The organism is Luteimonas padinae (assembly GCF_014652935.1).
GTDB lineage: Bacteria > Pseudomonadota > Gammaproteobacteria > Xanthomonadales > Xanthomonadaceae > Luteimonas > Luteimonas padinae.
In genome coordinates this window covers 1-20,635 of sequence record NZ_BMZT01000014.1, presented here as the reverse complement: position 1 = coordinate 20,635, position 20,635 = coordinate 1, and the positions used below count along the sequence as shown (strand labels likewise).

Annotated in this window: 22 protein-coding genes, 1 tRNA gene and 1 pseudogene; 23 read left to right on the top strand and 1 reads right to left on the bottom strand. The window is 69.1% G+C overall.

Going from position 1 to position 20,635, the window contains the following annotated elements:
• Position 1 precedes the first annotated feature (1 nt).
• From IE168_RS13770 to queC, 18 genes are all read left to right on the top strand, one after another.
• Positions 2 to 1,963: a potassium transporter Kup gene (locus tag IE168_RS13770; RefSeq protein WP_189499234.1), complete on the top strand. Its 1,962-nt coding sequence runs from the start codon at positions 2 to 4 to the stop codon at positions 1,961 to 1,963.
• Between the two features lie 67 nt (positions 1,964 to 2,030).
• Positions 2,031 to 3,020, top strand: coding sequence for an LLM class flavin-dependent oxidoreductase (locus IE168_RS13765; protein ID WP_189499232.1), 990 nt, complete (start codon positions 2,031 to 2,033; stop codon positions 3,018 to 3,020).
• 139 nt (positions 3,021 to 3,159) lie between these two features.
• Entirely contained in the window at positions 3,160 to 3,321 is a 162-nt protein-coding gene (locus IE168_RS13760; RefSeq protein ID WP_189499230.1) for a periplasmic nitrate reductase, NapE protein, read from the top strand.
• A 16-nt stretch (positions 3,322 to 3,337) separates the two neighbouring features.
• Complete coding sequence (napF, locus tag IE168_RS13755) at positions 3,338 to 3,859, top strand: ferredoxin-type protein NapF (RefSeq protein WP_189499227.1); 522 nt, start codon at positions 3,338 to 3,340, stop codon at positions 3,857 to 3,859.
• Entirely contained in the window at positions 3,849 to 4,151 is a 303-nt protein-coding gene (locus IE168_RS13750) for a chaperone NapD (protein WP_229823594.1), read from the top strand. Before napF ends, IE168_RS13750 begins: the two co-directional genes overlap by 11 nt.
• On the top strand, positions 4,148 to 6,646 hold the full coding sequence (gene napA, locus IE168_RS13745) for a periplasmic nitrate reductase subunit alpha (protein WP_189499225.1): 2,499 nt from the start codon (positions 4,148 to 4,150) through the stop codon (positions 6,644 to 6,646). The genes IE168_RS13750 and napA overlap by 4 nt, the downstream gene beginning before the upstream one ends.
• A gap of 1 nt (position 6,647) precedes the next feature.
• Positions 6,648 to 7,178 carry a nitrate reductase cytochrome c-type subunit gene (locus IE168_RS13740; protein WP_189499223.1) on the top strand — a complete coding sequence of 177 codons (531 nt, stop codon included), beginning with the start codon at positions 6,648 to 6,650 and terminating at the stop codon, positions 7,176 to 7,178.
• On the top strand, positions 7,175 to 7,813 hold the full coding sequence (locus IE168_RS13735) for a cytochrome c3 family protein (RefSeq protein ID WP_189499221.1): 639 nt from the start codon (positions 7,175 to 7,177) through the stop codon (positions 7,811 to 7,813). Before IE168_RS13740 ends, IE168_RS13735 begins: the two co-directional genes overlap by 4 nt.
• A gap of 130 nt (positions 7,814 to 7,943) precedes the next feature.
• Positions 7,944 to 8,966, top strand: coding sequence for a Holliday junction branch migration DNA helicase RuvB (gene ruvB, locus IE168_RS13730; protein WP_189499219.1), 1,023 nt, complete (start codon positions 7,944 to 7,946; stop codon positions 8,964 to 8,966).
• Positions 8,963 to 9,403: a tol-pal system-associated acyl-CoA thioesterase gene (gene ybgC, locus IE168_RS13725; RefSeq protein ID WP_189499217.1), complete on the top strand. Its 441-nt coding sequence runs from the start codon at positions 8,963 to 8,965 to the stop codon at positions 9,401 to 9,403. The genes ruvB and ybgC overlap by 4 nt, the downstream gene beginning before the upstream one ends.
• On the top strand, positions 9,400 to 10,209 hold the full coding sequence (gene tolQ / locus IE168_RS13720; protein WP_189499215.1) for a protein TolQ: 810 nt from the start codon (positions 9,400 to 9,402) through the stop codon (positions 10,207 to 10,209). Before ybgC ends, tolQ begins: the two co-directional genes overlap by 4 nt.
• Before the next feature lie 3 nt (positions 10,210 to 10,212).
• Positions 10,213 to 10,653, top strand: a complete 441-nt coding sequence (tolR, locus tag IE168_RS13715; RefSeq protein WP_189499212.1) for a protein TolR — start codon at positions 10,213 to 10,215, stop codon at positions 10,651 to 10,653.
• Positions 10,653 to 11,603: a TonB C-terminal domain-containing protein gene (locus IE168_RS13710; protein ID WP_189499210.1), complete on the top strand. Its 951-nt coding sequence runs from the start codon at positions 10,653 to 10,655 to the stop codon at positions 11,601 to 11,603. Before tolR ends, IE168_RS13710 begins: the two co-directional genes overlap by 1 nt.
• A gap of 207 nt (positions 11,604 to 11,810) precedes the next feature.
• Positions 11,811 to 13,151: a Tol-Pal system beta propeller repeat protein TolB gene (gene tolB, locus IE168_RS13705; RefSeq protein ID WP_189499208.1), complete on the top strand. Its 1,341-nt coding sequence runs from the start codon at positions 11,811 to 11,813 to the stop codon at positions 13,149 to 13,151.
• Between the two features lie 64 nt (positions 13,152 to 13,215).
• Positions 13,216 to 13,728 (top strand): peptidoglycan-associated lipoprotein Pal, encoded by a 513-nt coding sequence (gene pal, locus IE168_RS13700; protein WP_189499206.1) that lies wholly within the window; start codon positions 13,216 to 13,218, stop codon positions 13,726 to 13,728.
• A 95-nt stretch (positions 13,729 to 13,823) separates the two neighbouring features.
• The gene (gene ybgF, locus IE168_RS13695; RefSeq protein ID WP_189499203.1) at positions 13,824 to 14,648 is read left to right on the top strand and encodes a tol-pal system protein YbgF; all 825 of its coding nucleotides are present in this window, start codon (positions 13,824 to 13,826) and stop codon (positions 14,646 to 14,648) included.
• Positions 14,649 to 14,706: 58 nt separating this feature from the next.
• Positions 14,707 to 15,393 (top strand): 7-carboxy-7-deazaguanine synthase QueE, encoded by a 687-nt coding sequence (queE, locus tag IE168_RS13690; protein ID WP_189499201.1) that lies wholly within the window; start codon positions 14,707 to 14,709, stop codon positions 15,391 to 15,393.
• A gap of 64 nt (positions 15,394 to 15,457) precedes the next feature.
• Positions 15,458 to 16,126 (top strand): 7-cyano-7-deazaguanine synthase QueC, encoded by a 669-nt coding sequence (queC, locus tag IE168_RS13685; protein WP_189499199.1) that lies wholly within the window; start codon positions 15,458 to 15,460, stop codon positions 16,124 to 16,126.
• On the opposite strand, the gene IE168_RS13680 is transcribed toward queC, so the two are convergent.
• Positions 16,114 to 16,674, bottom strand: coding sequence for a group III truncated hemoglobin (locus tag IE168_RS13680; RefSeq protein ID WP_189499197.1), 561 nt, complete (start codon positions 16,672 to 16,674; stop codon positions 16,114 to 16,116). The genes queC and IE168_RS13680 overlap by 13 nt on opposite strands.
• A gap of 93 nt (positions 16,675 to 16,767) precedes the next feature.
• On the opposite strand from IE168_RS13680, the gene IE168_RS13675 reads away from it, so the two are divergent.
• The 5 genes and pseudogenes from IE168_RS13675 to IE168_RS14890 all read left to right on the top strand — a co-directional run.
• A tRNA-Lys gene (locus IE168_RS13675) sits at positions 16,768 to 16,843 on the top strand.
• Positions 16,844 to 17,016: 173 nt separating this feature from the next.
• Complete coding sequence (locus tag IE168_RS13670) at positions 17,017 to 17,259, top strand: hypothetical protein (protein WP_189499195.1); 243 nt, start codon at positions 17,017 to 17,019, stop codon at positions 17,257 to 17,259.
• A 350-nt stretch (positions 17,260 to 17,609) separates the two neighbouring features.
• Positions 17,610 to 19,859, top strand: a pseudogene (locus IE168_RS13665) (CshA/CshB family fibrillar adhesin-related protein); the annotation flags it as partial.
• A gap of 154 nt (positions 19,860 to 20,013) precedes the next feature.
• On the top strand, positions 20,014 to 20,508 hold the full coding sequence (locus IE168_RS14895; RefSeq protein ID WP_425490166.1) for a DUF7507 domain-containing protein: 495 nt from the start codon (positions 20,014 to 20,016) through the stop codon (positions 20,506 to 20,508).
• The coding region (locus tag IE168_RS14890; protein ID WP_189499295.1) for a DUF7507 domain-containing protein at positions 20,457 to 20,635 on the top strand (179 nt) is incomplete at its 3' end. The genes IE168_RS14895 and IE168_RS14890, both read left to right, overlap by 52 nt.

The window sequence follows — 20,635 nt, the reverse complement described above, 5'->3', positions numbered from 1 at the left end:
CATGTCTGCAGGCAGTCCACAGCCTTCCGCCGCGTCGCAAGGCAGGCAGGGCGACGTCTCCGGCCGCGCGCAGGGGCAGGCGTCCGGCCAGGGCCACGGCAGGGTCGGGCTGTTCGGCCTGGTGGTCGGCGCGGTCGGCGTGGTCTTCGGCGACATCGGCACCAGCCCGCTGTACACCCTGCGCGAGGCGTTCAACCCGCACTACGGGCTGACCGCCAACCACGACACGGTGCTCGGCATCCTGTCGCTGGTGTTCTGGGCGCTGACGGTGGTGGTCACCTTCAAGTACGTCACCATCATCATGCGCGCCGACAACGAGGGCGAGGGCGGCATCATGGCGCTGATGGCGCTGGCGCAGCGCAGCCTGAAGCCCGGGTCGAAATCGGTCTACCTGGTGGGGCTGCTGGGCGTGTTCGGCGCTTCGCTGTTCTTCGGCGACGGGGTGATCACGCCGGCGATCTCGGTGCTGTCGGCGGTCGAGGGGCTGGAGGTGGTGGCACCGCAGCTGCACGACTGGATCGTGCCGATCACCGTGCTGGTGCTGGCGGCGCTGTTCGCCAGCCAGCGCTTCGGCACCGAGAAGGTCGGGCGCGTGTTCGGGCCGATCACCATCCTCTGGTTCCTGTCGCTGGCGGCGCTGGGCGTGCTCAACATCACCCACGAGCCCGAGGTGCTGAAGGCGATCAATCCCTGGTGGGCGGCGCGCTTCTTCGTCGATCACAGCTGGGGCGGCGTCTTCATCCTCGGCGCGGTGGTGCTGGCGGTGACCGGCGGCGAGGCGATCTACACCGACATGGGCCACTTCGGCGCGCGCCCGGTCCGGCTGGGCTGGTACTGGTTCGTGCTGCCCTCGCTGATGCTGAACTACCTGGGGCAGGGCGCGCTGGTGCTCGAGGACCCGACGGCGATCCGCAATCCGTTCTTCATCGGCGTGCCCGAGTGGGGGCGCTGGCCGATGATCCTGCTGGCCACCGCGGCCACCGTGATCGCATCGCAGGCGGTGATCACCGGCGGCTTTTCCGTCGCGCGCCAGGCGATGCAGCTGGGCTACATCCCGCGCATGCGCATCAAGCACACCTCCAGCGAGACCATCGGCCAGATCTACATCCCGGCGATCAACTGGTCGATGGCGGTGATCGTGATCCTGCTGGTGCTGAGCTTCCGCTCGTCGTCGTCGCTGGCCGCGGCCTACGGCATCTCGGTGTCGATGACGATGCTGATCGACACGCTGCTGCTGGCGATCGTCGCGCGCGCGCTGTGGCCCAAGGCGCGGCGCTGGGTGCTGCCCTGCTGCGTCGGCTTCTTCGTGATCGACATCGCCTTCGTGGTGGCCAACGGTGCCAAGGTGCTGCAGGGCGCGTGGTTCCCGCTGGTGCTGGGCATCGTGCTGTTCACCATGCTGCGCACCTGGCGCCGCGGCCGCCAGCTGCTGCGCGACGCGGTCCAGGCCGACGGCCTGCGCCTGGACACCTTCATCTCCGGGCTGATGCTGGCGCCGCCGGTGCGGGTGCCGGGCACGGCGATCTTCATGACCAGCGACCCGGGCGTGGTGCCGCACGCCTTCATGCACAACCTCAAGCACAACAAGGTGCTGCACGAGCGCAACCTGTTCCTGACGGCGGAAACCCTGGACGTGCCCTACGCACCGCGCGACCGTCGACTGGAGCTGCGCGAGATCGGCGACGACTTCTACAAGGTCACGGTGCGCTTCGGCTTCATGGACACGCCCGACGTACCGCTGGCGCTGATGCGCGCCTGCGACCTCGAGGGCCTCGACCTGGATCCGATGGACACGACCTATTTCGTCGGCCGCGAAACCGTGGTGGCCAAGCGCCGCGTGGGCATGCCGATGTGGCGCGACAAGCTGTTCGCGCTGATGCACCGCAACGCCGCGCCGGCGAACGCATACTTCCGCATCCCCGGCAACCGCCTGGTGGAACTGGGGGCGCAGGTGGAAATCTGAGTCCCGGGGGCTGGCAACCGCGGCGCGCGGCCCCATGTCGGGGTGAATCCCGTCGCCCGAGCCCGCCATGATCCCGTACTCCCTGCTCGACCTGGCTCCCGTCTGCGAAGGCAGCACACCAGCCGAAGCCTTCGCCAACAGCCTCGACCTCGCGCGCCACGCCGAGGCCCAAGGCTACCGCCGATTCTGGCTGGCCGAACACCACAACATGCCCGGCATCGCCAGCGCCGCGACTTCGGTGCTGATCGGCCATATCGCCGGCGGTACCTCGACCATCCGCGTTGGCGCCGGCGGGGTGATGCTGCCCAACCATTCGCCGCTGCAGGTGGCCGAACAGTTCGGCACGCTGGCATCTCTGTATCCCGACCGCATCGACCTCGGGCTGGGCCGCGCGCCCGGCACCGACCAGGCCACGGTGCGCGCGCTGCGCCGCTACTACGACGGCGCCGACGCGTTCCCGCACGACGTGGGCGAACTGCTGGCCTATTTCGGACCGGTGCGGCCTGGGCAGAAGGTGCAGGCGGTGCCCGGCGCGGGCATGCAGGTGCCGGTGTGGCTGCTCGGTTCGAGCCTCTTCAGCGCGCGCCTGGCCGCGGCGATGGGCCTGCCCTTCGCCTTTGCCTCGCACTTCGCGCCGGCGATGATGGAGCAGGCGCTGGCGCTGTACCGGCACGAGTTCCGGCCGTCGGAGCGGCTGTCGGCGCCGTACGCGATGCTCGCGCTCAACGTGGTCGGCGCCGGCACCGATGCGGAGGCGCGGCGCCTGTTCACCACCATGCAGCAGACCTTCGCGCGCCTGCGCCGCGGCGAGATCGGCCTGGTGCCGCCGCCGGTGGACGACATCGACGCCCACTGCACGCCCGCCGAGCGCGCCTCCGTCGACCAGGCACTGGCCTGTTCGGTGGTCGGCGACGAGGCGACGCTGCGCGACGGCATCGCGGCCTTCGTCGCACGCCATCGCCCGGACGAGCTGATGCTGACCGCCAACATCTTCGACCACGACGCGCGCCTGGCCTCGTTCGCCATGGCGGCCCGGGCCTGCGCCTCGCTGCCGTAGGCGGGCGCACGCCGTTTTTTGCCGCGACGGGGCCGCGCGCGGATGCGTTGTAACTATTTGAATACAGCGTGATTTTCTGGCCTCTCCGCACGTTTGACGCTAGGCTGTATTCATCCAGCAGCAGCCAGCGGAGCGCGCCTTGGACGCGGATACCGGCCAGCCCAGCAAGCGCAACGAACTCACGCTTTTCCTGTTCATCACGGTGGTGCTGTTTCCCATCCTGTCGGTGATGATCGTCGGCGGCTACGGCTTCGCGGTGTGGTTCTGGCAGATGTTCGTCGCCGGCCCGCCGACCGCCTGAGGGACGCAGGAACGTGATGGCCGCCTCCCGGAACCAGGCACCGGACCGCCATCGCCGGGCACTGCTGCGTGGACGGCTGCGCCGGACCCCGCTGCTGCGTCCGCCGTGGGCGCTCGAGGAATCCCGCTTCGCCTCCGCGTGCACCGCGTGCAACGCCTGCGTCGAAGCCTGCCCGCAGCGCGTGCTGGTGGCGGGCGAGGGCGGGTTGCCGGAGTTCGACCCCGGGCGCGGCGAATGCACCTTCTGCGGCGACTGCGCGCGGGCCTGCGGCGAACACGCCTTCGCATCGATCGACGAGGCGCCGTGGTCGCTGCGCGCGCAGGTCGGCGAGGCCTGCCTGGCCGGTCGCGGGATCGTCTGCTCCAGCTGCCGCGACGCCTGCGGCGAGTCAGCGATCGCCTTCCCGCCCACGCGCGCGGTGCCGATGCCGCGGATCGAGAGCGACCGCTGCACCGGCTGCGGTGCCTGCGTGCCGGCCTGTCCGACCACGGCCATCTCGCTGGCCGCGATGACCGCCGAGGTGCTGCTTGAAGCCTGAACCTTGGAACGAGTGGCACGTCGCCAGCCTGGTGGTGCGCCATCATCCCGCGGCGATCCCCGCGCTTGCCGACGCCGTCGCCGGCGCCGCCGGCCTGGACCTGGCCCTGCAGGAAGACACCTGCAGCGTGCTGGTGCAGGAAAGCGACGGCACCCGCAGCCTGATGGCCAGCATCGACCTGCTGCAGGCGCTGCCGGGCGTGATCACCGTCAACCTCGTCTACCACCACGTCGAGCGGCAGGCGCCGCCCGGCGACGTTTCCGCATCCGATCCACAGGAGTCACACGGATGAGCACCAGCCGCCGCGAATTCATCCGCAACAGCGCCATCGCCAGCGCCGCCGTCGCCGCCGGCATCCCGGTTCCGGGCCACGTCCAGGAGGCCGTGGTCGAGGGCGACAAGGGCCTGAAGTGGAGCAAGGCGCCCTGCCGCTACTGCGGCACCGGCTGCGGCATCAACGTGGCCGTGCGCAATGGCCGCGTGGTCGCCACCCATGGCGACGTCAAGGCCGAGGTCAACCGCGGCCTGAACTGCGTCAAGGGGTACTTCCTGTCGAAGGTGATGTACGGCGCCGACCGCCTCACCCAGCCGCTGCTGCGCAAGCGCGACGGCGCGTACCACAAGGAAGGCGACTTCACCCCGGTGACCTGGGACGAGGCCTTCGACGTGATGGAGGAGAAGTTCCGCGCGGTGCTCAAGGCCAAGGGCGGCGACGGCATCGGCATGTTCGGCTCCGGGCAGTGGACGGTGTGGGAAGGGTATGCGGCCAACAAGCTGATGAAGGCCGGCTTCCGCAGCAACCACATCGACCCGAACGCGCGTCACTGCATGGCGTCGGCGGTCACAGGCTTCATGCGCACCTTCGGCATGGACGAACCGATGGGCTGCTACGACGACATCGAGGCCGCGGATGCCTTCGTGCTCTGGGGCTCGAACATGGCCGAGATGCACCCGATCCTGTGGACCCGGGTCACCGACCGCCGGCTGTCGAACCCGCACGTCAAGGTCGCGGTGCTGTCGACCTACGAGCACCGCAGCTTCGACCTGGCCGACATCCCGATGGTGTTCAAGCCGCAGACGGATCTCGTGATCCTGAACTACATCGCCAACCACATCATCCGCTCGGGCAAGGTCAACCGCGAGTTCGTCGACAAACACACCACGTTCAAGCGCGGCAACGACGACATCGGCTACGGACTGCGTCCTGAGCATCCGCTGCAGGTGGCGGCGAAGAATGCGAACGATCCCAACGGCGGCACGGCGATCGATTTCGACGAGTTCGCGCGCTTCGTCGCGCCCTACACGCTGGACAAGGCCGTGGAGATGACCGGCGTCGAGCGCGGCTGGCTGGAGCAGCTGGCCGAGCTGTACGCCAACCCCGACATCAAGGTGATGTCGTTCTGGACCATGGGCTTCAACCAGCACACGCGCGGCACCTGGGCCAACAACATGGTCTACAACATCCACCTGCTGACCGGGAAGATCGCGACCCCGGGCAACAGCCCGTTCTCGCTGACCGGGCAACCGTCGGCCTGTGGCACCGCGCGCGAGGTCGGCACCTTCGCCCATCGCCTGCCGGCGGACATGGTGGTGACCAATCCCGAGCACCGCGCCGCGGCCGAGGACATCTGGAAGATCCCGCGCGGGATCATCAAGGACAAGATCGGCTACGCCGCCACCGAGCAGAACCGCGCGCTGAAGGACGGCCTGCTCAACGCCTACTGGGTGCAGGTCAATAACAACATGCAGGCCGGCGCGAACATCCTGGAGGAGGGTTATCCGGGCTATCGCAACCCGGACAACTTCATCGTGGTGTCCGACGCCTATCCCACGGTGACCTGCCAGGCGGCCGACCTGATCCTGCCCAGCGCGATGTGGGTGGAGAAGGAAGGCGCCTACGGCAACGCCGAACGCCGCACCCATTTCTGGCACCAGCTGGTGGATGCGCCGGGCGAGGCGAAGTCGGACCTGTGGCAGCTGATGGAATTCTCCAAGCGCTTCACCACTGACGAGTGCTGGCCGGAGGAGATCCTGGCGGCCAACCCGGAGTTCCGCGGCAAGACGCTGTTCGAGGTGCTGTACCGCAACGGCAAGGTCGATGCGTTCGGCGTGGACGAGATCGAGGAAGGCTATGCCAACCGCGAGGCCGAGGCCTTCGGTTTCTATCCGCAGAAGGGCCTCTTCGAGGAGTACGCCGAGTTCGGCCGCGGGCATGCGCACGACCTTGCGCCCTTCGACCGCTACCACCAGGAGCGCGGCCTGCGCTGGCCGGTGGTGGACGGCAAGGAGACCCGCTGGCGCTACCGCGAGGGCAGCGATCCCTACGTCAAGCCGGGTACCGGCTTCGAGTTCTACGGCAACCCCGACGGACGCGCGGTGATCTGGGCGCTGCCCTACGAGCCACCGGCGGAGTCGCCGAACGAGGAGTACGACCTGTGGCTGGTCACCGGCCGCGTGCTGGAGCACTGGCACTCGGGCTCGATGACCATGCGCATCCCCGAGCTGTACAAGGCCGTGCCCTCGGCGGTGGTGTACATGCATCCGGACGATGCGCGCGCGCGCGGACTGAAGCGCGGCGACGAGGTCGAGGTGTCCTCGATCCGCGGCGGCATGCGCACGCGCGTGGAAACCCGCGGCCGCAACCGCATGCCGCGCGGCGTGATCTTCGTGCCCTGGTACGACGCCGCGCAGCTGATCAACAAGGTCACGCTGGACGCGACCTGCCCGATCTCCAAGCAGACCGACTTCAAGAAATGCGCGGCCAAGGTCGTCGCGGTGGGAGCCTGACATGCGCCGGATCGTGAAGCCCCTCGTGTTGCTCGTGGCCTCGCTGGCACTGGCGCCGCTGCTCACCGCCTGCGGCGACCGCGAGCCGGACCCGGTGATCGTCGCCCCGGCCCCGCCGATCAGCGCGCGCGGCAACCCCGCGCAGGAGATCGACGCGATGCGCCGCCACGTGCCGATCACCAGCGAGATCACGCCGCTGCCGATGGCCACCGTCGAGAACTTCGACATGACCCGCGCGCGCGCCTATCCGATGCAGCCGCCGACCATCCCGCACAGCATCGACGGATACCAGGTCGACCTGAACTCGAACCGCTGCATGCTCTGCCACGCGCGCAGCACGGCGGCGCAGTTCCAGGCGCCGCCGGTGAGCGTCACCCACTACATGGACCGTGACGACCAGTTCCTGGCCGAGGTCTCGCCGCGGCGCTATTTCTGCGTGCAGTGCCACGTCATCCAGACCAATGCCAAGCCGCTGGTTGCCAACGGCTTCCGCGACATCGACGAGGTCCTGCGTTCGGAGCGCGCGCAATGAGCCTCGTGCGACGCGCCCGGGACACGGTGGTGGGGTTCTGGCGCGCCTTCAACCGCCCGGCCCGCTACCTGAGCCTCGGCTTCCTGACCCTGGGGGGCTTCATCGCCGGCATCGTGTTCTGGGGCGGCTTCAACACCGCGCTGGAGGCGACCAACACCGAGGTGTTCTGCACCAGCTGCCACGAGATGGACGACAACGTCTTCGAGGAGCTGAAGACGACCATCCACTACGCCAACCGCTCCGGCGTGCGCGCCACCTGTCCCGACTGCCATGTGCCGCACGACTGGACCGACAAGATGGCGCGCAAGATGCAGGCCTCGAAGGAGGTCTGGGGCAAGATCTTCGGCACCATCAACACCCGCGAGAAGTTCCTGGACAACCGGCTGAAGCTGGCCCAGCACGAGTGGGAGCGGCTGAAGGCCAACGACTCGCTCGAGTGCCGCAACTGCCACGACTACGACTCGATGGACCTGACCCGGCAGGCCAGCCGCGCGGCCTTCATCCACCGCAACTACCTGGCGACCGGGCAGGCGACCTGCATCGACTGCCACAAGGGCATCGCCCACAAGCTGCCGGACATGACCGGCGTGCCGCAGGGCGTCCAGGCCGCCAGTTCCCTGCCGTCCCCCCACTGAGGCCGTTCCCCCTTTTGTGGGAGCGGCTATAGCCGCGACCAGGCGCGCCGCAATGCCCATTCGCGGCTATAGCCGCTCCTACAGGGGCGGTGTGGTCCACGCCCGGGGGCGGCATGCGACCATAGGGCGCATGACCGAACAGCGAATCATCGGCGCCGGCGCCACCCGCGAGGACGAGGCCATCGAGGCTTCGATCCGGCCGCAGCGGCTGGCCGACTACCTCGGCCAGCAGCCGGTGCGCGAGCAGCTGGACATCTACATCCAGGCCGCGAAGCAGCGCGGCGAGGCCCTGGACCACGTCCTGATCTTCGGCCCGCCGGGGCTTGGCAAGACCACGCTCAGCCACGTCATCGCCAACGAGCTCGGGGTGAGCCTGCGCACCACGTCCGGACCGGTGATCGAGAAGGCCGGCGACCTGGCGGCGCTGCTGACCAACCTGCAGCCGCACGACGTGCTGTTCATCGACGAGATCCACCGCCTGTCGCCCGTGGTCGAGGAAGTGCTGTACCCGGCGATGGAGGACTTCCAGATCGACATCATGATCGGCGAGGGCCCGGCCGCGCGCTCGATCAAGCTCGACCTGCCGCCCTTCACCCTCGTCGGTGCCACCACCCGCGCCGGCCTGCTGACCGCACCCCTGCGCGACCGCTTCGGCATCGTCCAGCGCCTGGAGTTCTACAGCGCCGCCGAACTGACCCGCATCGTGCGCCGCTCGGCGCAGATCCTCGGCATCGACTGCGAACCCGGGGGCGCCGACGAGATCGCCCGCCGCTCGCGCGGCACCCCGCGGATCGCCAACCGCCTGCTGCGCCGGGTGCGCGACTACGCCCAGGTGCGCGCCGGCGGCCGCATCGACCACGAGGTCGCGGGCGCGGCCATGCAGATCCTCAAGGTCGACGCCGAGGGCTTCGACGACCTCGACCGCCGCCTGCTGAACCTGATCATCGAGAACTTCGACGGCGGCCCGGTGGGCGTGGAGTCGCTGGCCGCGGCGCTGAGCGAGGAGCGCGGCACGCTCGAGGACGTGATCGAGCCCTATCTCATCCAGCAGGGCTTCCTGGTGCGCACCGCGCGCGGGCGCATGGCCACCCACAAGGCTTGGCGCCACCTGGGGCTGCAGCCCCGGGGCCCGGCCGCGGAGACGCTGTTTTGAACGACGCCGTATCGACTCTGTTCAGTCTGCCAACCCGGGTTTACTGGGAAGATACCGACGCGGGTGGCGTGGTCTACCACGCGCGCTACGTGGCCTTCTTCGAGCGCGCCCGCAGCGAATGGATGCGCAGCCTCGGCCATGGCCAGCAGGCCATGATCGACGGCCTCGGCCTGGTGTTCGCGGTGCGTGACATGCAGCTCGACTTCCGCTGGCCCGCGCGCCTGGACGATGCGCTGGAAGTCACGGTGGCGCTGGCGCGGGTGCGCCGGGCCAGCGTGGAGTTCGCGCAGGAGGTGCGGCGCGACGGCGAGCGGTTGGCGTCGGCGCGGGTGCGGGTGGCGGCGATCGACGCCGCGAGCTTCCGGCCACGGGCCCTGCCGGACGCGCTGTACGAGCAGTTCAAATCCCTGGAATTAAACGCGGAGCAACATCGATGAGTGCAACGGCAACGGCCATCCTGATGCAGGCGAGCAGCGTCGAACCCCTGCCCGAGGAGGCGCCGGCGGACACCGTCGCGCTTGCGGCCGATGCCGCCGCGCAGGCCGCGAACGCCCCGGTGACCGGCGGCGAGCTGGACCTGATCCAGCTGGTGCTGCACGCGTCCATCCCCGTGCAGCTGGTGATGCTGCTCCTGCTGCTGGCGTCGATCGCCTCGTGGGTGATCATCTTCCGCAAGAAGCGCATGCTCGACCGCGCCGAGAAGGAGGCCGACCGCTTCGAGGAGCGGTTCTGGTCGGGCGCCGACCTCGGCAAGCTCTATTCCGCGGCCAGCGAGCGCAACCGCGACGTCGAGGGGCTGGAGGCGATCTTCGAGGCCGGCTTCCGCGAATACACCCGCAGCCGCCAGCGCCGCGGCGCCGACAGCCGCGCCCAGCTCGAGGGCGCCCAGCGCGGCATGCGCGTGGCCAGCTCGCGCGAGCTCGACGGCCTCGAGCACAACCTCGAATTCCTGGCCAACGTCGGCTCGATCGCGCCCTACGTCGGCCTGCTGGGCACGGTGTGGGGCATCATGATCGCCTTCCACGGCCTGGCCAACGTCAAGGAAGCGACCATCGCCAGCGTCGCGCCGGGCATCTCCGAGGCGCTGATCGCGACCGCCATGGGCCTGTTCGCGGCGATCCCGGCGGTCTGGGCCTACAACCGCTTCGCCACCAAGGTCGAGCGCGTGGCCGGGCGCTACGACGCCTTCTCCGAGGAGTTCTCCTCGATCCTGGAGCGCCAGTCCTCGGCCGGCGAGGCCTGATCCATGAGCGTCCGTGCCCGCCGCGGCAAGCGCCGCAAGCTCAAGAACGAGATCAACGTCGTGCCCTACATCGACGTGATGCTGGTGCTGCTGATCATCTTCATGGTGACCGCGCCGCTGATGAACCTGGGCGTGGACGTGCAGCTGCCCCAATCCAACGCCAAGTCGATCACCGAGCAGAAGGACCCGGTGGTGGTGAGCGTGGACCGTGACGGCAACTATTTCCTCGCCATCGAGGCCGGCAGCAACGAAGCGGTCGATACCGCGTCGCTGCAGGCGAAGGTGCGCGCGCTGGCCGCCAACAATCCCGACCTTGCCGTGTACGTCGCCGCCGACGGCGCCGGCAGCTACCAGAACGTGATGGACGCCATGGCGCTGCTGCAGAACGCCGGCGTGGAGAAGGTCGGCCTGATGAGCCAGCCCAGGCAGGACGGCACGCCCTGATGCGAGAGCAACGCGCCGATACCACGCGCGCGGTGGTGCTGGCCCTGCTGCTGCACGTGGCGCTGTTCGCGCTGATGTTCGCCGGCCTGTGGTGGACGCGCAGCGCGAACCCGCCATCAGCCGCGGGTTCGCCGGTCAGCGCCGAGCTCATCGACGCCAGCGACCTGTCGCCGGCGATGCAGCGCACCCTGCAGCGCCGGCCGGAGCCCGTTGCCCCGGAACCGGTGCCCGCGCCGGAACCCGACCCGGTCGTGGTCGAGGACGCGGTGCCCGAGCCGCAGCCGATCCCGGTGCCGCTGCCCGAGGACGCGCCGGTCGAGCCGCAGCCCACGCCCCAGGTGCAGGTGCCCGAGCCTTCGCCGGTGGACCAGGACGAGGTGCGCCGCGAGGCGATCGCGCGCGAGACCGCCGAGCGCGAGCAGGAGGAGAAGCGCCGCCAGGAGCAGATCGACCTGACGGAGCGCAAGCGCCAGGAGGAGGCCGAGCAGAAGCGGCGCCTGGCCGAACAGAAGCTCGCCGAGATCCGCCGCCAGCGCGAGCAGGCCCAGCGCGAGCAGCGCGAGGCCGAGCGCCGGCTGGAGCGGATCGCGCAGAGCCGCGCGGAGCAGGCGTCCGAGCAGGCCTCGTCCAGCGGCACGCCGCCGCCGGGCAACGAGGGCGTCGATGCCGGCCTGTCCGCGCGCTACGCCGCGGCGATCCAGGAGGCGATCCTGCAGAACTGGACGCGGCCGGAGAACGTCCCGCTCGGCCAGCGCTGCCGGATCATCATCACCCAGGTGCGCGGCGGCACCGTGGTCAAGGCGGAGGTCGCGCCCTCATGCCCGTTCGACGAACTCGGCCGGCGCTCGGTGGAGGCGGCCGTGCTCAAGGCGCAGCCCTTGCCCTATGCCGGTTTCGAAAGCGTCTTCAATCGCCAGCTCAACCTCAACTTCGAGGCCCAGGACCGCTGAGCGCTCCCTTGCCGGCATCTGCAGGAGTGACTATGGCCGCGACCGCCTTCCCCGGACGCGACGGGCGGCTTCGCATGGCTTCGGTCGCGGCTATAGCCGCTCCTACAGTGGAGGTCCGGTTGGGTGTCGTTGGGGGTGCCGTTCATCCTTGTGAGGGCCTTCACAGCCATCCTGTCAGCCTTGTCCGATCCAACCCCGGAGCCCGGTATGACCCGCATCCAACGCCGGCTGGCCACCACGCGCACGTGGCTGATCGCCTGCCTTGCACTCCTCCTGCCGTTCGCCGCCAGCGCGCAGCAGGGCGGCCTCGAGATCGACATCGTCGGCGGCAACGCGCAGGCGCTGCCGATCGCGGTGGTGCCCATGCCCTACCAGGGCAGCGGCGCGGCGCCCGAGACCGACGTCGCGCGCGTGGTGCGCGAGGACCTGTCGCGCTCGGGCCAGTTCCGGGGCCTGCCCGAACAGGACATGATCGAGCGCCCGACCCGCGGCGGCGAGGTCAACTACGCCACCTGGCGCACGCTCAGGCAGGACTTCCTGGTCGTCGGCCGCGTCGTCGATGCCGGCGGCGGCGCCTACCGGGTCGAGTACGAACTGTTTGACGTCGCCAAGCAGGAGCGCCTGCTCGGCATCGCGATGACCGGGCGCGCCAACGCCATGCGCGATGTCGGCCACCAGATCGCCGACGCCATCTACGAAAAGATCCTGGGCGTGCGCGGCGCGTTCTGGACCCGCATCGCCTACGTGACCTCGACCGGCACCGGCGACGCCACCCGCTACGCGCTGATGGTCGCCGATGCCGACGGCCACAATCCGCAGGTGGTGGTGCGTTCGACCGAGCCGCTGATGTCGCCCAGCTGGAGCCCCGACGGCCGCAGGCTGGCCTACGTCTCCTTCGAGCACAACAACAACTCCGCGATCTACATCCAGGACCTGGGCACCGGCGCGCGCGAGCGGGTGTCCAGCTTCCGCGGCATCAACAGCTCGCCGGCGTTCTCGCCCGACGGCACGAAGCTGGCACTGACCCTGTCGCGCAGCGGCAGCCCCGAGATCTATGTCATGGACCTCGGCAGCAAGGCCCTGACCCAGCTGACCAGCCAGATGGGCATCGACACCGAGCCGGTGTGGAGCGCCGACGGCCGCAGCATCTACTTCACTTCCGACCGCGGTGGCCGGCCCCAGGTCTACCAGGTTCCGGCCGGCGGCGGCAGCGCCACGCGGGTGAGTTTCCAGGGCAATTACAACGCCAGCCCCACCGTGTCCTTCGACGACACCAAGATCGCCGTGGCGCAGGGTTCAGGAAACGTATACCGTATCGCACTGCTGGACCGCAGCCTTGGGACGCCCCGCTGGTCCACGCTGTCGCCGGGGTCGCTCGATGAATCACCGAGCTTCGCCCCGAACGCCAGCATGGTGCTGTACGCGGGGCGGGAAGGCAGCAGGGGAGTCCTGTATGCCGTATCCGCCGACGGACGCGTTCGCCAGCGGCTGGTCCTTGCCGACGGTAACGTCCGCGAGCCGGCGTGGGGGCCGTACCGCCAGCGGTGACGCGGCGTACACGGCCGATACAGCAATGTGAAGTACTGCCCATCTGCAGAAGGATCGACGAGAGATGAAGACCCCAACCCGCGTACTGCTCACGGCCCTGCTCTGCACGGCCGCCGTTGCCTGCTCCAAGAAGGTGAAGGAAGAGGCCCCGGTCGACACCACCCCGACCACCCCGACCACCACCCAGCCGGCCACCACCCCGGGCGCCTACGGCCCCGAGGACCTGGACACCGACGCCTGCCTGCGCCAGCGCACGGTGTACTTCGACTTCGACCAGGAGTCGCTGCGTCCGGAGTTCCAGGCCGCCATGGCCTGCCACGCCAAGTACCTGCGTGACCGCCCGTCGGCGCGCATCACCCTGGAAGGCCACGCCGACGAGCGCGGCAGCCGCGACTACAACCTCGGCCTCGGCGAGCGCCGCGGCAACGCGGTGTCGTCCGCGCTGCAGGCCAACGGTGGTTCGGCCGGCCAGCAGACGGTGACCAGCTACGGCGAGGAGCGCCCGACCTGCACCGCCTCGAGCGAGGACTGCTGGGCCAAGAACCGCCGCGTCGAGATCACCTACACCGCCCGCTGAACCCTGGCGGCAAGTGAAGCGATGCATCGGCAGCTGGCGGGAACCCCGCCAGCTGCCGTTTGTCTTTGTAGCGTCCGAACAACGGTGACAGGCCCATGATCCGCAGCCATTTCCTGACCAGCATCGTCCTCGCCGCCGCGGTGACGCTGGCCGCGCCGCCGGCCTCCGCGCAGCGCGCGAGCCTCGCCGAGCGCGTCGCCTCGCTCGAAGCGCAGGCGGCGAACAACCAGGGCAATATCGACCTGCTCAACCAGCTGACTGCCCTGCGCGAGGAAGTCCGCGCGCTGCGCGGCCAGGTGGAGGAGCTCCAGCAGCAGAACCAGGCGCTGGAAACCAGCGTCCGCAACCAGTACCTCGATGCGGACGACCGACTGAACCGCCTCGAGGGCGGTTCGACCCCGCCGGCTCCGGCGCCGGGCGCGGCGGGCGCTCAGGCCGCGCCGCCGCCGAGGACCCCGGCCGCGGCCGCCCCGTCGGCCACCGACCGGGCACCGGTCGTGTTCGGCGACGCCGGGCTGCTGGCCAACGCCGCCGATGAACGCGGCGCCTACGAGACCGCGTTCGCCGCCCTGCGCGGCGGTGACTATGCCGGGGCCGCGGCCCTGTTCAACGAGTTCCTGCGCCTCTATCCGACGGGCTCCTACGCGCCCAACGCCACCTACTGGCTGGGCGAGAGCTATTACGTCACCCAGGACTACGCCGGCGCGCAGGCGCAGTTCCGCGCCCTGCTCGAGCGCTGGCCGACGCATGACAAGGCGCCCGGCGCACTGCTCAAGGTCGGGCTGTCCCAATACGGCCAGCGCGACCTGGTGGCGGCCGAAGCCACCCTGGTCCGCGTGACCGAGCAGTACCCCGGCACCGATGCGGCCCGCACCGCCGACGACCGCCTGCGCTCGATCCAGCTCAACAGCCTGCGCTGACCGTCCGCGGGGCGTCCGCGCGCGGGCCGGCACGTGGTCGCGCGGTACAATTGCCGCCATGGATACCCCTGTCGCCGGCTCCGGCGCGGCCGCTGCCGCGGTCCCGGACCGTCTCCGCATCACCGAGATCTTCCTCTCGCTCCAGGGCGAGGCGCGCGACGCCGGCTGGCCGACGGTCTTCGTTCGCCTGACCGGCTGCCCCCTGCGCTGCCGCTACTGCGATACCGCCTACGCCTTCCACGGCGGTGAATGGCGCGATGTCGACGCCATCCTGGCCGAGGTCGCCGGGCACGGCGTGCGCCATGTCTGCGTGACCGGCGGCGAGCCGCTGGCGCAGAAGCGCTGCCTCGGCCTGCTGGCGCGGCTGTGCGACGCCGGCCATATCGTCTCGCTGGAGACCTCGGGCGCGATCGACATCGCCGAGGTCGATCCGCGGGTCTCGCGCGTGCTCGACATCAAGACGCCGGGCTCGGGCGAGGAGGCACGCAATCTCTGGAGCAACATCGCGCTGCTGACGCCGAACGACCAGGTGAAGTTCGTGATCTGCAGCCGCGCAGACTACGAGTGGGCGCGTGGCGTGGTTGCCGAGCGTGCCCTGGACCAGCGCTGCGACGTGCTGTTCTCGCCCAGCAAGTCCGAGGTCGACGCGCGCGAACTGGCCGACTGGATCGTCGCCGACCGCCTGCCGGTGCGCTTCCAGATGCAGCTGCACAAGATCCTCTGGAACGACGAGCCCGGGCGCTGAGCCCGCGCCGGCGATCCGCTACGCGGGCACCGCCCCCGCGCCCACCCGATCCCTGGAGCCTTCGTTGAAAAAAGCAGTCGTCCTCGTGTCCGGCGGCATGGATTCCGCCGTCGTCCTGGCCATCGCGCGCGAGCAGGGCTTCGCCGTGCACGCGCTGAGCGTGGCCTATGGCCAGCGGCACACCTCCGAGCTCGACGCCGCGGCCGCGCTGGCGGCGGGGCAGGGCGCGGTCGCGCACAAGGTGGTGGGCGTGGACCTGCGGGCGATCGGCGGCTCGGCCCTGACCGACGACATCGACGTGCCCGAGCCGGGCAGCGCCGGCGTCCCGGTGACCTACGTGCCGGCGCGCAACACCATCATGCTGTCGATCGCCCTCGGCTGGGCCGAGGTGCTGGGCGCGGCGGACATCTTCTGCGGCGTCAACGCGGTGGACTATTCCGGCTATCCGGACTGCCGCCCGGAGTTCATCGCCGCCTTCGAGCGGTTGGCGAACCTGGCGACCAAGGCCGGCGTGGACGGCGCCGGCATCCGCGTGCACGCGCCGCTGCAGCACCTGTCGAAGGCCGACATCGTGCGCGAGGGCCTGCGCCTGGGCGTGGACTTCGCACAGACGGTGTCGTGCTACAGCGCCGATGCGGACGGGCGTGCCTGCGGGCACTGCGATGCCTGCGCGCTGCGCGCGGAGGGTTTCGCGGCCGCAGGCGTGGCCGATCCGACCCGTTACGCGGGCTGAGGCCCGCTGCCAGCAGGGGCGCCTGCGCCGGATGCGTCACCGCGGTCCGGGTCGGTTGGTGACGATGGCGGTTCCGGGCTCCGATGCAGGCATGCCGGTGCGTCGTCGGCCCGGCGCAGGCGGCGCAGCGGGTCGATCTCGAGCCCGATCCGCAGCGAGCGGCCGATGCGCTCGGCGGTTTCGAACACGTGGCGGGCCTGGTCGCGCGGCAGCACGTCGCGCGCGGTGCGGTCCCAGAGCGCCAGCCAGCGTGCGAAGTGCTGGTCGTCCAGGCCCAGCGGCCGGTGCGTGGCCATGGGGTTGCCGCGATAGCGGCCCGTGCGCAGCAGCACCGAGGACCAGAAGCGCACCAGGGTGTCGAGGTGTTCGTCCCAGTCGTCAACCGCAGCCTCGAAGACCGGGCCAAGCAGCCAGTCGGTGCGGGCGCGCGCATAGAAGGCGTGGACGAGGCGGGTGATGCCGGCCTCGTCGGGGAGGTGGCCCGCGTCGTGTGCGGGCCCGGGGCGGGTAGCCGGCGCGCCGGGGGCGCCGGTGTCGGGACTGGCCATGCGGCAAGTATGGGCCCGCCGGGCCGCGGCCGGCCTTGACCCGGGTCATGCGCTGCGAGGCCCTTGAGGGCATGACATAATTCCGCGTTCCGTGGGCCGTTAGCTCAGCCGGTAGAGCATCGGACTTTTAATCCGCTGGTCGATGGTTCGAATCCATCACGGCCCACCATATTGCAGTCCCGACGCGTCCCCATGCGTCCCAGGAACCCCGGGAATACCGGGGTTTTTTGTTGTTCTACGTCCCTATGCGTCCCAGTGCGTCCCACTGAATCCCAGGGATTTGGGCGGCAACTTCGACGGTAACGGGCCACATAGTCCGATGGTTGCCGCCAGAAGGAGGCCATGGCCGTCATCGATCCCGCCATCAGAAAGGCCAAGCCGGCCGACACTCCGCAGAAGCTGGCCGAGGGCACAGCCCTCCGGGAGTGGGCCGTCCAAACAGCTATTCCACACGGTTCGCGACTGCCCCGGTTTTCGTTGTCTTGGATCCGGGGCGCGCCGGTGGATGTGTCGCCGCTACCGGAAACGCCAAGCTGGCCGACGGTCTGCGGCTGTCCGCCTGAACCCTTCGAGGTCACAAAGTGACGGAGTTTGCACGACTTGGCTGTCGTCCGGCATGGGTTGCGTGGCGACTCCTCGCCAGTGCGGTCGTGAAGAGGTCGTCGTCACATTTTTATGACGCATAATTGCCTCTCCAGCGGATGCTTGGCTGATGGGCGGAGAGCAAAAAGACGTGCTGTCGTGAAGCAGGTGTAGTGAAAATGTGATGGGTGGCACGCTCGTTGCGTGCGGAGTGTAGGTGTTCTGACCCGGCATCTCGGGGTTGGAGATCAGTTGGCATCAGGCCCGGACAGCGATCAGCTGCCCGCTTGCTGTCGCTTTGTCATGGGGGCTCTTCGAGCGCCCGCGGGACTTGTCAAGCAGGGGATGTGTGAGTGAAGCCGGATCGTTCGAAGACTGTGGCTAAGCTGCGTCGTACATGGAGCGCGGGCGTCCTGTTGCTGGGAGGCCTGCTGGCCCAGGCGCTGCCCGGTACGGCCGCGGCCCAGGCCATCCAGACCGATTGTCGTTTGGCCAATCCGAACTCGCTCGGCCAGTACGTCGCCGAGATCTGCTGGTTCCAGTTCGGCAACGTCAACGAGGTGCTGGCGGGCGGCACGTCGGGCACGACCAGGGACTATGACGTTGCCCTGCCAGATGGCTCCCGCATCACCTATACCTCGCGCGTGAGCGGCGGCTCGCACTCCAACGCCGGGCTGCAGGTCCGCCAGGTGCCGGCATGGACCGGTTCGCACTTCAGCGGCACCTCTGGCTACTACACGATCCTGACGCCCAACGCGGCTGCGCTGAACACGCCGTCCGACGGCCGCGGCAACGCCGTTGTGCTGACCCTGCAGGACATCCGCCTGTTTGCGCCGGATGGGCGCGAAATCAACGACCTGCCGTTCCAGGTCATCATGGCCGACGCGGAGCGCTTGAACAACAACCCGGAGAGCGTGGACTTCGGTGTTGTCTCCGGCGGCCAGCCGTGGCAGGTGATGGAGTGGCTGGGCAACAGCCCAAGCAACAACGTCTCACAGTCGATCCCGCCGGCGAGTTCGCTCTGCCGCCAGTCGCCCCACATTGATTGCCGGCGCTTCACCGGTACGTCCGGTGGCAACGCCAACACGGTGGTGCTCGCCTCCAATCGCGACCCGGGTTCGTCGGCACCGTTCACGGTGATGGCGCAGATCCACTCAAATGCCGGCCAGGGCTTCGCGGTCGGTGTGCGCTGGGGCAGCGTGCGCCTGCGCAAGTCGCTGCCGGAAGGCCGCATCTCGCCGCAGGACCAGTTCACCTACCGGATCAGGAACCTTGTTGGTGCCGAGGTTGCCAGTGGCACCACAAGCGGAACCACCAGCATTGCGCCCTGGATCAGCACGATGGCGATGCCGGGCAACCGCCTGGTGCTCGAAGAGGTGATGGCGCCCGGCTCCAGTTCAGTGCTCGGCCAGTACAGCCGCTGGGTGAGGTGCCAGGTCGCGGACGGCGGACCGATCCTGATCGACCAGGCCTACAACCCGGCCAGCCCGCCGCAGATCGTCCTCGATTCCGGTGAACCCGGAGACAACATCGACTGCGAGATCGTCAATCGCCCGGCCCAGTTCGACCTTACGGTCGAAAAGACCGTTTCGCAGATCAACGGCCAGCCCGCCGCGCCGGGCGCGATGGTGTCGCCCGGCGACGTGGTGACCTACCAGATCGAAGTCGCCAACACCGGTTCGGTGCAGGCGATCGTGCCCGTGGGCGCGGTCTCCGAGGGCATTCCGGAGAACACCGAGGTCGTCGAGACAGGCAACGATTTCACCTGCTATCTCAACAGCTGCAGCAACGCGGCGGCGCTTGACATAGCTCCGGGCAGTTCGGTCGTCCTGGACTTCATCGTCAGGGTGGACGATCCGCTGGCCGATGGTGTCACGGAGATTTCCAACCACGTTGCGGTCGACGGCGTCGACTGCGCGTCCGCCGGCAACAGCTGCAGCGAGATCCTCCCCATCGCACCTGCGGTGACGGTAGAGAAGAGCGCGACGCCAGACAGCGGCTCCGCGGTGCTGTCTGGTGCCCAGGTTTCCTACACCCTGACCGTGACGGTTGCCGATGCGGCGACCACCAGCGCCGTGGTGCTGAGCGACACGCTGGGCGCAGGCCTGGCCTTCGGCAGCGTGACCAGTCCGGGCGGATTCACGCACGACGGTACGAATGCACCGATGCATGTCTTCACGCTACCCGCGGGGGCGGCGGTCGGTACACACAGCGTCACCTATACCGCGAACGTGGCATCGGATGCCGGCACCACCGTCGCCAACACGGTAAGGGCAGAAGGCGGCGGTGGCCCCGAACCGGTCTGCGTGGACTGCGCGACCGAGCACCCGGTGAATCGCCCTTCGCTGGAGCTGATCAAGACGGGCACGCTGTCGGCCGACGAAAGCACGATCACCTACGCGTTCTCGGTGGAGAACACAGGCAACGTGGTCTTGAACAACGTGACGGTGAGCGATCCGCTGCTGCCGGGCCTGGACTGCCCTGCGATTGCGACGCTTCCCGCCGGCGATACACAGGTGCTGGTGTGCACCGGCAACGTCCATACCGTGCTGCCGGAAGACGTGGACGCCGGCGAAGTGGTGAATATCGCGACGGCGAGCGGCGTGCCGCCGACGCCTCCGGGTGGTCCCACGCCGGACCCGGTGACGGACGACGACACCGTGACCACTCCGCTGGCGCAGGACGCCGAACTGGAGGTGGAGAAGTCGGTGACGTCCGTTGGTCCGTACACCGAAGGCGACGGCATCAGTTNAGTCGGTGACGTCCGTTGGTCCGTACACCGAAGGCGACGGCATCAGTTACCAGTTCGTGGTGACGAACACGGGCAACGTGACGCTGACCGGTGTGTCGGTGACCGACGAGCTCGCCGGCCTGAGTGCGATCGTTTATGCCTGGCCGGGCGCGGAAGGCGTCCTGTTGGCGGGCCAGAGCGTGACGGCAACCGCGACCTACACGGTCACTGCGGCTGACGTGAACGCCGGCAACGTGCACAACAGCGCGACGGCTGGTGGCACGCCGCCTTCGACGCCGAGCAACCCGACGCCGCCGCCGATTACCACGCCCCCGGGCGAGGTGGATACGCCGATCGCGCAGGAACCTGGCATCGAGATCACCAAGTCGGTGACCTCGGCCGGTCCGTACACCGAAGGCAGCGTCATCAGCTNCCGACGCCGCCGCCGGTCACCACGCCTCCGGGTGAGGTGGATACGCCGATCGCGCAGGAACCTGGCATCGAGATCACCAAGTCGGTGACCTCGGCCGGTCCGTACACCGAAGGCAGCGTCATCAGCTACCAGTTCCTGGTGGCCAACACCGGCGACGTGACGCTGACCAACGTGTCCGTGACCGACGAGCTGGCCGGCCTGAGTGCGATCACCTA